Source organism: Pseudomonas sp. JH-2 (genome assembly GCF_036231725.1).
Classification (GTDB): Bacteria; Pseudomonadota; Gammaproteobacteria; order Pseudomonadales; family Pseudomonadaceae; genus Pseudomonas; species Pseudomonas delhiensis.
In genome coordinates this window covers 158,626-173,349 of the sequence record NZ_JAZAQP010000001.1, presented here as the reverse complement: position 1 = coordinate 173,349, position 14,724 = coordinate 158,626, and the positions used below count along the sequence as shown (strand labels likewise).

Annotated in this window: 15 protein-coding genes; 7 read left to right on the top strand and 8 right to left on the bottom strand. The window is 70.3% G+C overall.

Annotation, left to right across the window (positions count from 1 at the left end):
* Window positions 1-85: 85 nt before the first annotated feature.
* The gene (locus VV867_RS00735; RefSeq protein ID WP_328565376.1) at window positions 86-280 is read right to left on the bottom strand and encodes a hypothetical protein; all 195 of its coding nucleotides are present in this window, start codon (window positions 278-280) and stop codon (window positions 86-88) included.
* 198 nt (window positions 281-478) lie between these two features.
* Between VV867_RS00735 and VV867_RS00730 the strand changes: the two genes are divergently transcribed.
* Entirely contained in the window at window positions 479-2,506 is a 2,028-nt protein-coding gene (locus VV867_RS00730; protein WP_328565375.1) for an NADPH-dependent 2,4-dienoyl-CoA reductase, read from the top strand.
* Between the two features lie 379 nt (window positions 2,507-2,885).
* On the opposite strand, the gene VV867_RS00725 is transcribed toward VV867_RS00730, so the two are convergent.
* Window positions 2,886-3,320 (bottom strand): SRPBCC family protein, encoded by a 435-nt coding sequence (locus VV867_RS00725; protein ID WP_328565374.1) that lies wholly within the window; start codon window positions 3,318-3,320, stop codon window positions 2,886-2,888.
* An 89-nt stretch (window positions 3,321-3,409) separates the two neighbouring features.
* On the opposite strand from VV867_RS00725, the gene VV867_RS00720 reads away from it, so the two are divergent.
* The 4 genes from VV867_RS00720 (at window position 3,410) to VV867_RS00705 (ending at window position 6,317) form a co-directional block, all read left to right on the top strand.
* Entirely contained in the window at window positions 3,410-3,859 is a 450-nt protein-coding gene (locus VV867_RS00720; protein ID WP_109936174.1) for a DMT family transporter, read from the top strand.
* A gap of 81 nt (window positions 3,860-3,940) precedes the next feature.
* Window positions 3,941-4,342, top strand: a complete 402-nt coding sequence (locus VV867_RS00715; RefSeq protein WP_275628490.1) for a YkgJ family cysteine cluster protein — start codon at window positions 3,941-3,943, stop codon at window positions 4,340-4,342.
* Between the two features lie 52 nt (window positions 4,343-4,394).
* Window positions 4,395-5,744, top strand: coding sequence for an MATE family efflux transporter (locus VV867_RS00710; RefSeq protein WP_328565373.1), 1,350 nt, complete (start codon window positions 4,395-4,397; stop codon window positions 5,742-5,744).
* Between the two features lie 114 nt (window positions 5,745-5,858).
* Window positions 5,859-6,317, top strand: a complete 459-nt coding sequence (locus VV867_RS00705) for a DUF2214 family protein (RefSeq protein WP_328565372.1) — start codon at window positions 5,859-5,861, stop codon at window positions 6,315-6,317.
* Here VV867_RS00705 and VV867_RS00700 read toward each other — a convergent pair.
* Both VV867_RS00700 and VV867_RS00695 read right to left on the bottom strand, forming a co-directional pair.
* Window positions 6,314-7,147: an arylamine N-acetyltransferase family protein gene (locus VV867_RS00700; protein WP_328565371.1), complete on the bottom strand. Its 834-nt coding sequence runs from the start codon at window positions 7,145-7,147 to the stop codon at window positions 6,314-6,316. The genes VV867_RS00705 and VV867_RS00700 overlap by 4 nt on opposite strands.
* The gene (locus VV867_RS00695; protein ID WP_328565370.1) at window positions 7,144-7,902 is read right to left on the bottom strand and encodes an NAD-dependent epimerase/dehydratase family protein; all 759 of its coding nucleotides are present in this window, start codon (window positions 7,900-7,902) and stop codon (window positions 7,144-7,146) included. The genes VV867_RS00700 and VV867_RS00695 overlap by 4 nt, the downstream gene beginning before the upstream one ends.
* Window positions 7,903-8,087: 185 nt before the next feature.
* Here VV867_RS00695 and VV867_RS00690 point away from each other — a divergent pair, with 185 nt between their 5' ends.
* Window positions 8,088-8,648 carry an NADPH-dependent FMN reductase gene (locus VV867_RS00690; RefSeq protein ID WP_109936169.1) on the top strand — a complete coding sequence of 187 codons (561 nt, stop codon included), beginning with the start codon at window positions 8,088-8,090 and terminating at the stop codon, window positions 8,646-8,648.
* Between the two features lie 207 nt (window positions 8,649-8,855).
* Here VV867_RS00690 and VV867_RS00685 read toward each other — a convergent pair whose 3' ends face one another.
* Both VV867_RS00685 and cbpA read right to left on the bottom strand, forming a co-directional pair.
* The gene (locus VV867_RS00685; protein WP_109936168.1) at window positions 8,856-9,158 is read right to left on the bottom strand and encodes a chaperone modulator CbpM; all 303 of its coding nucleotides are present in this window, start codon (window positions 9,156-9,158) and stop codon (window positions 8,856-8,858) included.
* Window positions 9,155-10,105, bottom strand: a complete 951-nt coding sequence (gene cbpA, locus VV867_RS00680; protein WP_109936167.1) for a curved DNA-binding protein — start codon at window positions 10,103-10,105, stop codon at window positions 9,155-9,157. The genes VV867_RS00685 and cbpA overlap by 4 nt, the downstream gene beginning before the upstream one ends.
* A 124-nt stretch (window positions 10,106-10,229) precedes the next feature.
* Between cbpA and pdxR the strand changes: the two genes are divergently transcribed.
* On the top strand, window positions 10,230-11,648 hold the full coding sequence (pdxR, locus tag VV867_RS00675; protein ID WP_328565369.1) for a MocR-like pyridoxine biosynthesis transcription factor PdxR: 1,419 nt from the start codon (window positions 10,230-10,232) through the stop codon (window positions 11,646-11,648).
* A gap of 328 nt (window positions 11,649-11,976) precedes the next feature.
* Here pdxR and speA read toward each other — a convergent pair whose 3' ends face one another.
* Together speA and VV867_RS00665 are read right to left on the bottom strand one after the other, a co-directional pair.
* Window positions 11,977-13,890, bottom strand: coding sequence for an arginine decarboxylase (gene speA, locus VV867_RS00670; RefSeq protein ID WP_109936165.1), 1,914 nt, complete (start codon window positions 13,888-13,890; stop codon window positions 11,977-11,979).
* Between the two features lie 232 nt (window positions 13,891-14,122).
* Window positions 14,123-14,494, bottom strand: a complete 372-nt coding sequence (locus VV867_RS00665) for a translation initiation factor Sui1 (protein WP_109936164.1) — start codon at window positions 14,492-14,494, stop codon at window positions 14,123-14,125.
* Between the last annotated feature and the right edge of the window lie 230 nt (window positions 14,495-14,724).

Here is a 14,724-nt window from a genome sequence, read left to right as displayed (position 1 = left end):
AGGCAGCGCCAGCAGGCGCGGCCGAGCACTCTGCCTGAAAAGGCCGAGCCGCTTCCCTGACCCAGGTCAGCCCGCGCAGGCCTGCTCAGCGGAAATAAAGCAGTACCTGCAAATCGGTACGCGAGGGGTAGGAACAGATCAATTGGCCGTCGTCGCCCAGGCAGGAGGGCTGCAGGTCCTGGTTGACGCTCTCGTGCAGGCCCAGCAGGAGCAGGCCCAGCAGCGCGGCGAGCAGGTAGTGGCGGTAGTGCCGCAGGTGCTTTCTTCTTGTGCCGTTCATGACAACCTCCCGCGGAAGCCGGTCAAGGAACCGGGGATGGCGAAAGCTGCCTTCCCGCTCTTTCCAGTGTGTGCCCGCCATGCCGGCTGTCAAGCGCGGCGGCTTGGCCCAAATGCCCGGCGCGGCCGTCAGCCGGGCCGTTCACCGGCGCCGCGCAACTTCCTATGGTGCCGTCATCGCCCTGCCGATGAGGCCAGCATGCACGCCACCGACGCCAGCCCCTACCCCCACCTGCTCGCCCCGCTCCAGGTCGGCCCGCTGCACCTGCGCAACCGCGTGGTCATGGGTTCCATGCACACCGGCCTGGAGGACCGCCTGTGGGACTTCGGCAAGCTCGCCGCCTACTACCGCGAGCGCGCCCGCGGCGGCGTGGGGCTGATCGTCACCGGCGGCTTCGCGCCCAACCGCGAGGGCTGGCTGCTGCCGCTGGGCAGCGACCTCACCAGCAGTCTGCAGGTGCCGGCGCACCGCCGCCTGACCCAGGCGGTGCACGCCGAGGGCGGGCGCATCCTGCTGCAGATCCTCCACGCCGGGCGCTACGGCTACCACCCGCTGGTGGTCTCGGCCTCGGCGCTCAAGTCGCCGATCAGCTGGTTCGCCCCGCGCGAGCTGTCCGAGCGCGGCATCGCCCGCACCATCGCCGCCTTCAGCCGCTGCGCGCGCCTGGCCCGCGCCGCCGGCTACGACGGCGTGGAAATCATGGGCAGCGAGGGCTACCTGCTGAACCAGTTCCTCTGCCCGCGCGGCAACCGCCGCCAGGACCGCTGGGGCGGCAGCCTGGAGAACCGCATGCGCCTGCCGCTGGAGATCGTCCGGCGCATCCGCCGCGCGCTGGGCGAGCGCTTCGTCATCGGCTACCGCCTGTCGCTGCTCGACCTGGTGGAAGGCGGCAACACCTGGGACGAGGTGCGCCAGGTGGCCCTGGCGCTGCAGGCGGCCGGCGTCGATGTGCTCAACAGCGGCTTCGGCTGGCACGAGTCGCGGGTGCCGACCATCGTCACCTCGGTGCCGCGGGCGGCCTTCGCCGAGGTGACCGCGCGCCTGCGCCGCGAGCTGCGCATCCCGCTGATCGCCAGCAACCGCATCAACACCCCGGAGGTGGCCGAGGCGCTGCTCGCCAGCGGCCAGGCCGACCTGGTCTCCCTGGCCCGGCCGCTGCTGGCCGACCCGCAGTTCGTGCAGAAGGCCGCCGCCGGCCAGCCCGGGCGCATCAACACCTGCATCGCCTGCAACCAGGCCTGCCTCGACCACGCCTTCGCCAACCGCCGCGCCAGTTGCCTGGTCAACCCGCGCGCCGCCCACGAGACCGAGCTGCGCTACCGCAGGGCGCGCCAGCCCAAGCGCATCGCCGTGATAGGCGCGGGGCCCGCCGGGCTCTCGGCGGCCTGCGTGGCGGCCGAGCGCGGCCACCGCGTGAGCCTGTTCGAGGCCAGCGGCGAGATCGGCGGGCAGTTCAACCTGGCCAGGCGCATCCCCGGCAAGGAAGAGTTCGGCGAAACCCTGCGCTACTTCGCCGGGCGTCTGGCCGAGCTGGGCGTGGACCTGCAACTGAACCGGCGCATCGCCCGCGGCGAGCTGCAGGGGCAGTTCGACGAGGTGATAGTCGCCACCGGCATCCGCCCGCGGGCACTGAAGCTGCCGGGCATCGGCCATCCCAGGGTGCTCGGCTACCTGGACGTGCTGAAGGGCGCGCCGGTGGGCAAGCGGGTGGCGCTGATCGGCGCCGGCGGCATCGGCTTCGACGTCGCCAGCTACCTGCTCGCCGAGGGCGAAGGCCCGCAGCCGCTGGGCCAGTGGCTGGGCGAATGGGGCATCGACCTGGACAACAGCACCCCCGGCGGCCTGCGCCAACCCACCCCGGCCGAGCCGAAGCGCCAGCTGTGGCTGCTGCAGCGCAAGCCGGGCACGCCCGGCGCCGGCCTGGGCAAGACCAGCGGCTGGGTGCACCGCGCCCACCTGAAGCACCACCAGGTGCGGATGCTGGGCGGCGTGGAATACCTGCGCATCGACGACGCCGGCCTGCACATCCGCGTGGACGGCCGCGAGCAGTGCCTGGAGGTGGACAACGTGGTGGTCTGCGCCGGCCAGGAACCGCTGCTGGAACTGCAACCCACCCAGGCGGCGGAGAACCTGCGCCACCACATCATCGGCGGCGCCCGCCTGGCGCGGGAGCTGGACGCCAAGCGGGCGATACGCGAGGGGGCGGAGTTGGCGGCGCGGTTGTGAGGGGGTGTGTTTCGTTGGGGGGGGTGGTGCTATTCCGAAGAGCGCCCTCTCCCTAACCCTCTCCCTGAAGGGAGAGGGGACCGTTCGGCGTGCTTGGCTGTTCTGGAGTCAGCCGGCCACACCAAAAGCTTCCGACGGAAACCTTACCTTCTCTCGGCACGGACAAGCCCCCTCTCCCTTCAGGGAGAGGGCTGGGGAGAGGGAACGCGCTCAAACCCAGCTCAAGAGCAACCGGAAAAACCCATTCGCGAGCAAGCTCGCTCCTACGAAAAGCAGCGACGCCTACAAGTGGCGTAGGGCGTATAACCGTTCGCGGTTATACGCCGCCTGACCTTGGCCCCAGGCATGCACGGCATTCAACCTCGAAGCACCAACCCGGTCACGGCGAAAACCCCATCGGCCAGGGCAGCTCCTCGGACTCCAGCAGCGCCTTGATCGCCCCCAGGTCCTTTTCCACCCACTGCGCGTCGCGCGCGAAGGTGGCGTCGTCCATCGCCGGCTGGCGCAGCAGGGTCAGCAGCAACTCGCAGCCGTCGCCGTTGGCGATCAGCCGCAGGGGGATGTGCACCGGTGGCGCGTCGTCCGGCAGCACGTCGTGGTCCAGCACGCCGAACGGGTTGCGTGGCGAGAAGCGCACCCGCAGCGGCCCCTGGGAGCTCTGCGCCAGCCACTGGTCGTCGTCCAGCGGCTCGATGGCGCTGCACAGGCCCGAGGCCCAGCGCGGGAAGTTGCGCGGTTCGGCGAGGAAGTCGTAGGCCACCTGCCAGGGGCGCTCGATGCGCACGGCCAGGGTACGGGAAGCGAAGGTGCCCATGGTTTCTCTCCAGCGAGGCGGGAGCGTTGCTCCGGTCTGGTGCATACTAGCCGGCTGTTCTTTTCGCTTCGACTGCCAAGGAGTACCCCATGCCCACGCCGCCCTGGTGGATGTTCGTCCTGCCGCTGATCGCCGGCGCCTGCCTGCCGCTGCAGGCGGGCATCAACGGCCAGTTGGCCAAGCAGGTGTCCAGCGTGCTGGCCGCCGCGCTGATCTCCTTTTTCGTCGGCACCCTCGGCCTGCTGGTGCTGACCCTGGCCAACCGCGAGTTCCCCGCCCTGCAGGCGCTGCGCTCTTTGCACTGGTGGCACTGGTGCGGCGGCTTCCTCGGCATGTTCTTCATCTTCATCGCCGCCTTCGCCGCGCCGCGGGTGGGCGCCCTGCTGTTCATGGTGCTGGTGCTGGCCGGCCAGCTGGGCATGGCCATGAGCCTGGACCACTTCGGCTGGGCCGGCTTCAAGGAGAACCCGGTCAGCGCCATGAAGCTCGCCGGCCTGGCCGCCATCGGCGTGGGCATCTGGCTGATCCGCAAGGGCTGAGCGCCATTTCGTCGAAAGCGCGCGCAATCCGCCGTCGAGGCCACTATGATTGCGCGCCCCGCAACGCACCGTGCCGCCGCCATGAGAAAACCGCCGCTGATCGCCGACGCCGACCTCGACCGCCTGGAAACCTGGGCCAAGTACAGCTCGGGCCTGTGCCGCGACTGCCATGCCAGCTGCTGCACCATGCCGGTGGAAGTGCGCATCGGCGACCTCATCCGCCTGGGCGTGGTGGACGAGTTCGAGCGCGAGGAGCCGGCGAAGAACATCGCCAAGCGCCTGAGCAAGGAAGGCCTGATCGAGCGCTTCAACCAGAAGAGCGGCATCTTCACCCTCACCCGCAGCAGCAACGGCGATTGCCTGTACCTGGACCGCAAGACGCGCCTGTGCACCGTCTACGCCAAGCGCCCGGACACCTGCCGCAACCACCCGCAGGTGGGCCCGCGCCCGGGCTACTGCGCCTACCGCAAGAAGCAGGCGTAGGACCGCGGGCGCCGCGGCCCCGCTATACTGCGGCGCTGTTCCGGAGCCCTGCATGAACCCACTGAGCGACGCCTGGCGCGATCGCCCGACCCACCGGCGGGTCTGGGCGCTGGCCGCGCCGATGATCCTGTCCAACGTATCCGTGCCGCTGGTGACCCTGGTCGACAGCGCGGTCATCGGCCACCTGCCCCATGCCCACCAGCTGGGCGCCGTGGCCGTGGGCGGCAGCCTGTACACCCTGCTGGTGGGCGTGCTCGGCTTCCTGCGCATGGGCACCACCGGCTTCGCCGCCCAGGCCGCCGGGCGCGACGACGGCGGCGCGCTGCGGCGCATCCTCGGCCAGGGCCTGCTGCTGGCGATGGGCCTGGCCTTGCTGCTGGGCCTGCTGGCGGTGCCGCTGACGCCCGTGGCCATGGGCCTGATGAACGCCTCGCCGGAACTCGACGGCCTGGCCCGGCAGTTCTTCCACATCCGCCTGTTCGGCCTGCCCGCGGCCCTGGCCAGCTATGCGCTGATCGGCTGGCTGCTGGGCACGCAGAACGCCCGCGGGCCGCTGGCCATCCTGCTGACCACCAACCTGGTGAACATCGCCCTGGAACTGCTCTTCGTGCTCGGCCTGGGCTGGGGCGTGGCCGGCGCCGCGCAGGCCTCGGTGATCGCCGAGTGGAGCGGCGCGCTGCTCGGCCTGTGGCTGGCCCGCGGCGCGCTGGGGCGCTTCCCCGGGGTGCCGGACTGGCGCCGCCTGCGCCGCTGGGCCAGCTGGGCGCCGCTGCTGATGGTCAACCGCGACATCTTCATCCGCAGCCTGGCGCTGCAGGGTGTGTTCTTCCTGGTGACCGTGCAGGGCGCGCGCCTGGGCGACGCCACGGTGGCGGCCAACGCCCTGCTGCTCAACGGCCTGATGATCACCTCCTACGCCCTCGACGGCCTGGCCCACGCGGTGGAGGCCCTGTGCGGCCATGCCATCGGCAGCGGCGACCGCCGCACGCTGCGCCGCTCGCTGGTGGTCGCCTGCGGCTGGTCGCTGCTGGCCAGCCTGGCCTTCGTGCTGTTCTTCGGCAGCGCCGGGCACCTGTTCATCGCCCTGCAGAGCGACATCCCCGAGGTGCGCGCGGTGGCCGACCAGTACCTGCCCTACCTCGCCGTGCTGCCGCTGATCGGCATGTGGAGCTACCTGCTCGACGGCCTGTTCATCGGCGCCACCCGCGCCCGCGAGATGCGCAACGCCATGCTCCTGGCCTGCGCCGTGAGCCTGCCGCTGGGCTGGCTGCTGCAGCCGCTGGGCAACCACGGGCTGTGGCTGGCGTTCCTGTGCTTCATGCTGCTGCGCGGGCTGATCCTGGCCCTCTACGCCTGGCGGCTGACGCGCCGCAACGCCTGGGTGGGCGTGCCCTCCACCTGACTGGCAGGCGCCGCCGCCGCGCTCTACAGTGCGAGGCGGCGCATTCGCGATCGCGCCTATGACAACGAAGCCGTGGCCGCGACCACGGCCCATGCCTGACAAGGACCCCACGACATGGCCTCAGCCCTGGTTGCCTACCTGCACTTCGTCTCCATCTTCGTGATGTTCGCCCTGCTGGTGCTGGAGCACCGCCTGTTCCAGCTGCCGCTGGACGCCAAGCGCGCCCGCAGCCTGGTGATCATCGACCTGGCCTACGGCGCCAGCGCCGGCGTCGTGCTGCTCAGCGGCATCGCCCGCACCCTGTGGTTCGCCAAGGGCCTGGACTACTACCTGCACAACGCCGCCTTCCATGCCCTGGTCGGCCTGTTCGTGCTGGTGGCGCTGCTGTCCATCTACCCGACCATGACCTTCCTCAACTGGCGCAACGCGCTCAAGGCCGGCCAGGCCCCGCAGGTCGGCGAGGCCCAGGGCCGGCGGGTGACCCTGGTGATCCGCATCGAGCTGCTGGCGATGCTGATCCTGCCGCTGCTGGCCAGCCTGATGGCCCACGGCATCGGCATGACCGGCAACTAGAGCAGCCGCGCCAGGCGCTCGCGCAGCGCCTCGCCGGTGGCCGGCGGCAGGCGCAGGTGGAAGCGCCCGCGCAGCACCTCGATCAGCTCGTCGACGTCGAGGATGCGCCGCTGCTCGGCGTTGCCCCGGGCATCGTGCCAGCCGAACTGGCCGTCGAGCAGGGTCAGGCGCATGCCGCCCTCGCTGAGCGCCACCCGCAGGCTCTTGCGGAACACGCTGTCGGGGTGGGTCGAGGTGTACCAGTTGCGCGGCAGGTAATCGACCCAGTACTGCGGTTGCAAGGTGAAGCGGTACAGCGCCTGCCAGCCGCTGGCGGTGTGCAGCGCCAGCTCCAGTTCGTCGCCGTCGTGGGGCGCGATGCGCCAGCCGCCGGGCAGTTCCTCGCCGATCACCAGCGGCAGCGGCCGTGGCGGGTTGGCGCCGCCGAAGCCGACGTCCGCCAGGTAGGGCCCCTCGTCCAGCTCGATGCGCAGCAGCAGGTGGCTCTGCTGGGTGCGCTCGACTTCCGCCGGCATGCCCCAGCGCACCTGCGCCACCAGCAGGCTGACGCGGTAGCCGAGGCTGGCCAGCAGGCGCGCGAACAGGCTGTTCAGCTCGAAGCAGTAGCCGCCGCGGCCGCACTCGACGACCTTGGCGAAGACCGCCTCCGGCTCGATGGCGACGGGCCGCTCCAGCAGCACGTCGAGGTTCTCGAAGGGCAAATGGTGCAGCGCGGCGTCGACCAGGCGCTCGAGCGTCTCCAGGGTCGCGGCCGGCGCCTGCGGCGGCAGGCCCAGGCGCGCCAGGCAGGCCTGCAATTGCTGCGGCGCGAAGGGGGTGAGCGGGGTCATGGGGTTTCTCCTTGGGTCATGGCGTGGGCCTCCAGGCGAAAGCCCGGTTGCCAGCCGAGCCGGTGGCGCGCCAGCGCGGTGCTGACTTCGCCGTCCTGCTCGGCCAGGTTGTAGCACCCGGGTGCGCCCCACTCCAGCGCCAGCAGCGCGGCGCGGGCGGCGTCGTCGACGTGCAGGGCCAGGCGCGGGTCGGGTTCGTCGAAGCCGGTGCCCGGGCCGTACAGGCGCCCGTAGCGCAGCACCAGGCCTTCCAGGGGCGCGGCGCCGAGCACGGCGTTCTCCAGCGCGGCGACGCCGCCGACGCTGATGGCGCGTGGGCCATCGGCCGCCAGGTCCAGCGGCTGCCGCTCGTGGTGCGGCAAGGGCCCCGGCGCATAGGCCCAGGCGATGCTCTGCGCCACCAGGCGCCGGGCCCCGGCGGCGCGGGCCGCGGCCACCAGGTTGGCGGTGCCTTCGCGGCGCACCCGGGCGTTGCGCAACGTGGCCTCGGCCATGCGCGCCGGGTCCAGGCCGGGCGGCAGGTCGGTGAGCTGGTGCATCACCCACTGCGGGCGGAACTCCAGCATGGCACTCTCCAGCGCCGCGCCATCGAAGATGTCCAGCACCAAGGCCTCGGCGCCGGCCGCGCGCAGGGCCTCGGCCCGGGCCGGGTCACGGCTGCTCGCCAGCACCCGGTAGCCGCGCGCCAGCAGCAGGGGCAGCAGGCGCCTGCCCACGGCGCCGGTGGCGCCGGCGAAGAAGATTCTCGTGCACATGTCCGCATCTCGTCTGGGGGTGGATGGGGCCACTCTAGGTGCGCCATGGCACAGTCGACAGAGCCAAGAATCGATCAACGGACTGGGACATGCTCGCGCGACCGATCCGCGCAGCGTCCCCGCGAATGCCACATTTCTCGTCTATAACGAAGGTTCCCGACTCCCCTCGCAACAAGGAAACGCCCATGAGCAAAGTCTTCGACGTCGCCGTGCTGGTCGGCAGCCTGCGCAAGGAATCCCTCAACCGCAAGGTGGCCCTGGCCCTGGCCGAGCGGGCCCCGGCGAACCTGAAGCTGGAGATCGTCGAGATCGGCCAGTTGCCGCTGTACAACGAGGACCTGGACGGCGACAACGCCCCGGCCAGCTATGCGCCCTTCCGCGAGCGCATCCGCCGCGCCGACGCGGTGCTGTTCGTCACCCCGGAATACAACCGCTCGGTGCCGGGGGCGCTGAAGAACGCCATCGACGTGGGTTCGCGCCCCTATGGCAAGAGCGCCTGGGGCGGCAAGCCGGGCGGGGTGGTCAGCGTCTCGCCGGGCGCCATCGGCGGCTTCGGCGCCAACCACGCGCTGCGCCAGTCGCTGGTGTTCCTCGACGTGCCCTGCATGCAGCAGCCGGAAACCTACCTGGGCGGCGCCGGCAACTTCTTCGACGCCGCCGGCAAGGCCAACGACCAGGTCGGGCCCTTCCTGCAGACCATCATCGACAGCTATGCCCGCTGGGTGGAGAAGATCGCCGGGGCCTGAATCGCGAATTGTAGGGGCCCTGCCCGCGATTCGCGCGCAGGGCGCGCTCCTACATTTGAATGGCGCGGGTGGAGCAGCGTAGGAGCGGACCTTGTCCGCGATCCGCGCCGATACGTCCGGCTATCGCGGACAAGGTCCTACGGGGAGGAATACCGCGCCTCCCGTTCCTACATGGGGAATGTGGGGCGGGGCGGCCTCCCCGCCCCTTCAATCTTCCTCGTAACGCGCCAGGCGCTGGCGCAGGCGGGCGTTGTCGGTGCGCAGCTGCTCCACCTCGTCGAGCAGGCGCAGGGCCAGGGCGATGCCTGGCCAGTCCACCTCGAACTCGCGCTGCAGGCGTACCGCGCGGCGCACCAGGGTCAGCGACTCGACGCTGAACAGCCAGGTGTCGCCACGCCGCTCCAGGGGCTCGACGATGCCCACCTCGACTATCTCCAGCAGCGTCTCGCGCGGCAACCGCGCGCCCTCGCAGAGCTCTTCCAGCTCCAGGCTCAGCAGTATCTCGCTCATGGCCGTTTACCCCACTGGCTGCGTGGATCGAAGGCCGCGCGGGCGGCCAGTTCTTCCCAGTGCTTGCGCGTCTCGCCCTCGGGCGCGCCCTTGGGCATCACCACCTTGAGCACCGCGTAGAGGTCGCCGGCGGCGTCCCCGCCCTTGCCGGCCAGGCCCTTGCCGCGGATGCGCAGGCGCTGGCCGTTCTGGCTGCCCGGCGGCACGCCCAGGGCGATGCGGCCGTTCAGGGTGGGCACCTCGATCTTCGCCCCCAGCGCCGCTTCCCAGGGCGCCAGCGGTACGCCGAGGACGAGGTCGCGGCCGTCGACGTCGAACAGCGGGTGCGGCGCCAGGCGGATGATCAGGTAGAGGTCGCCGGCCGGCGCGCCGCCCAGCCCCGCCGCGCCCTGCCCCTTCAGGCGGATGCGCTCGCCATCCACCACGCCGGGCGGGATGCGCACCTTCAGCGTCTTTTCCACGTCGGGCAGGCGCCGGCCCTGCTCGTCGTAGCTGGGCAGGCTGAAGCGGATCGGCTGCGGCTCGCCGGACTGGCTCTCCTCGAGGAACAGCGGCACCTCCAGCTCGATATCGCGGCCGCGCCTTTCCCGCCGGCGATGGGCCTGCGGGCCGGCATGGGCACCGAAGATCGATTCGAAGAAGTCGGAGAAGTCCTGCTCCTGGAAATGCTCGGCGCCCTCGAAGCCGCCGGACGGTTGCCAGCCCGGCGGTGCCTCGAAATGGCCGCCCTGCTGATACTGGCGCAACTGGTCGTACTCGGCGCGCTTCTCGGGGCTCTTGAGCACCTCGTAGGCCTCGGAGACTTCCTTGAAGTGCGCTTCGGCGTCCGGTTCCTTGCTGACGTCGGGGTGGTACTTGCGCGCCAGTTTGCGGTAGGCGGTCTTGATCGCCTTCTCGTCGGCGTCCGGCGCCACGCCCAGCGCCGCGTAGTAATCCTTGAAATCCATCGCCTTGCTGCTCCCGGGTCTGGAACTGCAAGCCTAGCCGCTGGCGCGGCAGTCGTCCGCTCGCGACGGCTGATCCGCGTCATGGCATAGTCATTTATCCACAATGCCAGCAGCGAACCAGGCCATGACCGAGCCCCTCGCCCTGCGCCTGGACCCAAGCCTGGCGCAGCCGATCTACCGCCAGCTCTACGAGCGCATCCGCGAGGCCATCGCCCGCGGCACCCTGCGCCCGGGCGAGCGGGTGCCGCCGGTGCGCGGCCTGGCCAGCGAGCTGGGCGTGGCCCGCGGCACCGTGGAACTGGCCTACCAGTTGCTGACCAGCGAAGGCTACCTGCTGGCCCGCGGCCCGGCGGGCACCGTGGTGTCGCCGCAACTGGCCGGGCGCAGCGCCGAACGCCCGGCGCGCCTGGCGCCCCAGGCCGAGCAGGTGTTCCCCGGGCTGATCGCCCACGGCCCGCAGGTGCTGCCGCTGCAGCTCGGCCTGCCGGCGCTGGACGCCTTCCCCCGCTCGCTCTGGTCGCGCCTGGCCGGGCGCCGCCTGCGCCATGGCACCAGTGTCGAGCTGGCCTACCCCGATCCCTGCGGCTACGCGCCACTGCGCGAGGCGCTGGCCGGTTACCTCAACGTGTCCCGCGGCATCGCCTGCGAACCGGCGCAGGTGCTGATATGCGCCGGCTACCAGGGCGCGCTGGACCTCGTCAGCCGCACCCTGCTGCAGCCAGGCGATGCCGTCTGGCACGAGGACCCCGGCTACCCGCGCGGGCGCCAGCTGATGGCCGCGTCCGGCGCAGCACCGGTGGCGGTGCCGGTGGACGCCGACGGCCTGTGCGTGGAGGAAGGCCTGCGCCGCGCGCCGGACGCCCGCTTCGCCCTGGTCACCCCTTCGCAGCAGAGCCCCACCGGCGTGGCCCTGAGCCTGCCGCGGCGCCTGGCCCTGCTGGACTGGGCGGCCCAGGCCGGGGCCTGGATAGTCGAGGACGACTACGACAGCGAGTACCGCTACGCCGGCTTCCCGCTGCCGGCGCTGAAGAGCCTCGACCGCCAGGGCCGCGTGCTCTACGCCGGGACCTTCAGCAAGGTGCTGTTCCCGGCCCTGCGCCTGGGCTACCTGGTGGTGCCCGAAGCGCTGCTGGCGCGCTTCGTGCGCAGCCAGCAGACCTTCGCCAACGGCTGCGCCGAGCTGCAGCAGGCGACGCTGTGCGATTTCATCAGCGAGGGCCACTTCGCCCGCCACCTCAAGCGCACCCGCACGCTCTACGCGCAGCGCCGGCAGTTGCTGCGCAGCGCGCTGGAGCGGCGCCTGGGCGAACGCATGCGCTTCGCCGAGCTGCCCGGCGGCCTGCACCTGATCGGCCGCATCGACGGCGACGACAAGGCCATCGCCGCCCGTGCCCGGGAAGCCGGCCTGGGCCTGCAGGCGTTGAACAATTGGTGCGTAGAGGCGAAGCGCGAACCGGCACTGGTGATGAGTTTCACCAATGTGAAGGACGAAAAGCAGGCAGCCGAATTGGCCAGGCGCGTGGCGGGGGTAATGGAAACGTAGGGCGTATAACCGTTCGCGGTTATACGCCGCTACACCTCACTTATCCCACGCGCCACGGCTGAGCTGGACACCCCAGGCCAGACCGCAGGCCAGCCCGGAAGCGGCTCCGAGGTTGAATCCAGTGCGCGCCTATGGCCAAGGTCAATCGGCGGATAACCGCGAACGGTTATTCGCCCTACGAAATCGCGGACAGAGTCCGCTCCTACGCTGCCCCACCTACCGTTCCTACTAGGAACACCGTCGTAGGATGGGTTGAGCGAAGCGATACCCATCACCACCGCCGCATGGGTTTCGCTCAACCCATCCTACGAAGAGCACTCCGTGCCGGTCAGGACGACAGGTACGCCGAGCGCGTCAGCCCCAGGCGCAGCGCGTCGAGGAACTGGGTGCGCTCGCGGGCGGTGAGCTTGGCCCCGGCCACCTTGTCGCGGTAGTGGGTCATCAGTTCCTCGGGCGACAGGTGCACGTAGCGCAGCATGTCCTCGATGGTGTCGTGGGTCTCGATGCCGGCGTGGTGGAAGCTGCCGTCGGCGTCCTGGTAGACGTTCACCGAGTCGGTGTCGCCGAACAGGTTGTGCATGTCGCCGAGGATTTCCTGGTAGGCGCCGACCAGGAACACGCCGATCAGGTAGTCCTCGCCTTCCTTCACGTCGTGCACCGGCAGGCTGGTCTCGATGCTCTGCTCGTCGACGTACTGGGTGATCTTGCCGTCGGAGTCGCAGGTCAGGTCCTGCAGCACCGCGCGGCGGTCCGGCTCCTCGCCCAGGCGGTGGATCGGCAGGATCGGCAGCACCTGGCCGATGGCCCAGGTGTCGGGCAGGCTCTGGAACACCGAGAAGTTGCAGATGTACTTGTCGGCGAGCTTGTCGTTGAGTTCGTCGAGCACCTGGCGGTGCGAGCGCTGGCGGGCCTTGAGCTGGTTGTGCAGGCGCCGGCAGATGGCGAAGTAGCACTGCTCGGCCAGGGCCTTCTGGGCCAGGCTGATCTTGCCCTCGGCGTACTGGCTGGCGGCGTCGCTCATGTAGTGGGTGGCGCGCCAGTAGGTCTCGGTGACCATCTCGGCGTCGGTCGGGCCCAGCAGGTCGGCCAGGTACTGGACGATCTCCGGCTGCTCGGCGCGGTCGGTGATCTTCGGCAGCTCGTCGTTGTGCCGCTCGACGTCGGTGACCTGGGTGATCAGCACCGCGTGGTGCGCGGTCAGCGCGCGGCCGCTCTCGGAGAAGATGTGCGGGTGCGGCAGGCCCTGGGCGTCGCAGAACTCCTTGAGCATGCCCACCACCACGCCGGCGTAGTCGTCGATGTCGTAGTTGATCGAGCTTGCGTTGCGCGAGTGGGTGCCGTCGTAGTCCACGCCCAGGCCGCCGCCGACGTCCACGTGGTCCACCGGCAGGCCGAGGGCGCGCAGTTCGCCGTAGTAGCGGATGGCTTCCTTGAAGCCGTGCTGGTAGTCGGCCAGGTTGGCGATCTGCGAGCCCATGTGGAAGTGCAGCAGGCGCACGCCCTGGTCCAGGCCGGCCTTGCGGAAGCGCTCGACCACCGACAGCAGCTGCGCGGCGGACAGGCCGAACTTGGCCTTCTCGCCGCCGGTGTCGGCCCACTTCGAGGACGCCAGCGAGGACAGCCGCACGCGCAGGCCGACCTGCGGCAGCACGCCGACGTGCTCGGCCTCCTCGATCACCAGCTGCACCTCGGACTCCTTCTCGATGACGATGAAGACGTTGTGCCCGAGCTTCTGCCCCATCAGCGCCAGCTTGATGAACTCGCGGTCCTTGTAGCCGTTGCAGACGATGGTCCCGCCCTTGGGCGCCAGCGCCAGCACCGCCATCAGCTCGGGCTTGGAACCGGCCTCAAGGCCAATGGAGACGTTCTGCGTGGCGATGATGCTTTCCACCACCGCTTCCTGCTGGTTGACCTTGATCGGGTACAGCGCGGTGTAGCGGCTGCCGTACTCCAGGCGCGCGATGTTGGCGTCGAAGGCGCCGGTCAGCTTGCGCACGCGGTCCTGCAGGATGTCCGGGAAGCGCACCAGCAGCGGCAGCGACAGGCCCGCCTCGCGCAACTGGCCGACCAGCGCGTGCAGGTCGATCGGCTGGGCGTCGGCACCCTGCGGGCGCACCTCGACGTTGCCGGCGTCGTTGATCGCGAAATAGCCGGCGCCCCAATGGCGGATACCGTAGATGCTGCGGCTGTCCGCCACCGTCCAGTTGCTGCCGTCGTCTTTGCGGGTCCGTCTTGCGGCCATGCGCGGGTGTCTCCTGAAAAGAAAGTCGAGCGCCCGGCGCGGGTAGCGCGCGGACGCAACAAGCCTATACGTCGGGTATGACGTTGCCGTGTTGACCGCCATCTCTGGCGGTAGTTTAGGAAAGCGTGGCGAACTCGCGAGCGCGGCGCATCTCCCATCTAGGGAACGGGCTGGCCGGCATGCCGGCGCCGTGCGCCGCTGCCTAACCCGTTCCCTGCAGGGGAGAGACGAATCAGCCGCCGGATTTCTTAGCCTTGAAGCCGCGCTTGGCCAACTCTTCGAGGAGCAGCTCGACGTGGTCGCCCTGGATCTCGATGATGCCGTCCTTCAGCGCGCCGCCGGTGCCGCAACGCTTCTTCAGCGCGCTGGCCAGTTCCTTGAGGGCGTCTTCGGCCAGGGGCACGCCGCTGACCGTGGTCACGGTCTTGCCGCCGCGGCCCTTGGTCTCGCGGCGCACGCGGGCGATGCCATCGCCGGCCGGGACCACGGACTGCTTGCAGGTGCAGGCGCCAATGGGCTGCTTGCAGTCCGGGCAATGCCGGCCCGCATCGGTGGAGTAGACGAGCCCGCCGAGGGCGGACAGGGAGGATGCTTTCTTGACCACCGGGCGTTTTCCCCAGGATTGGCCTCTAAGGGCCAGGTCAACGAATGATCGGCTGGCGCCGACCGCGACGCCCCACTCAGGCAGGGGCTGCGCATTCCCGCCGGAGGACCCGGGCGGAAAGGTCGCGCAATTTACCAGCATTGGAGGCAAATGCTAAGAGTGGAAATGCGTCATTGATCGGCGGATTGGCGACATGCCCCCATGGCCCCCTCAAAAAGCACCCTCACCCC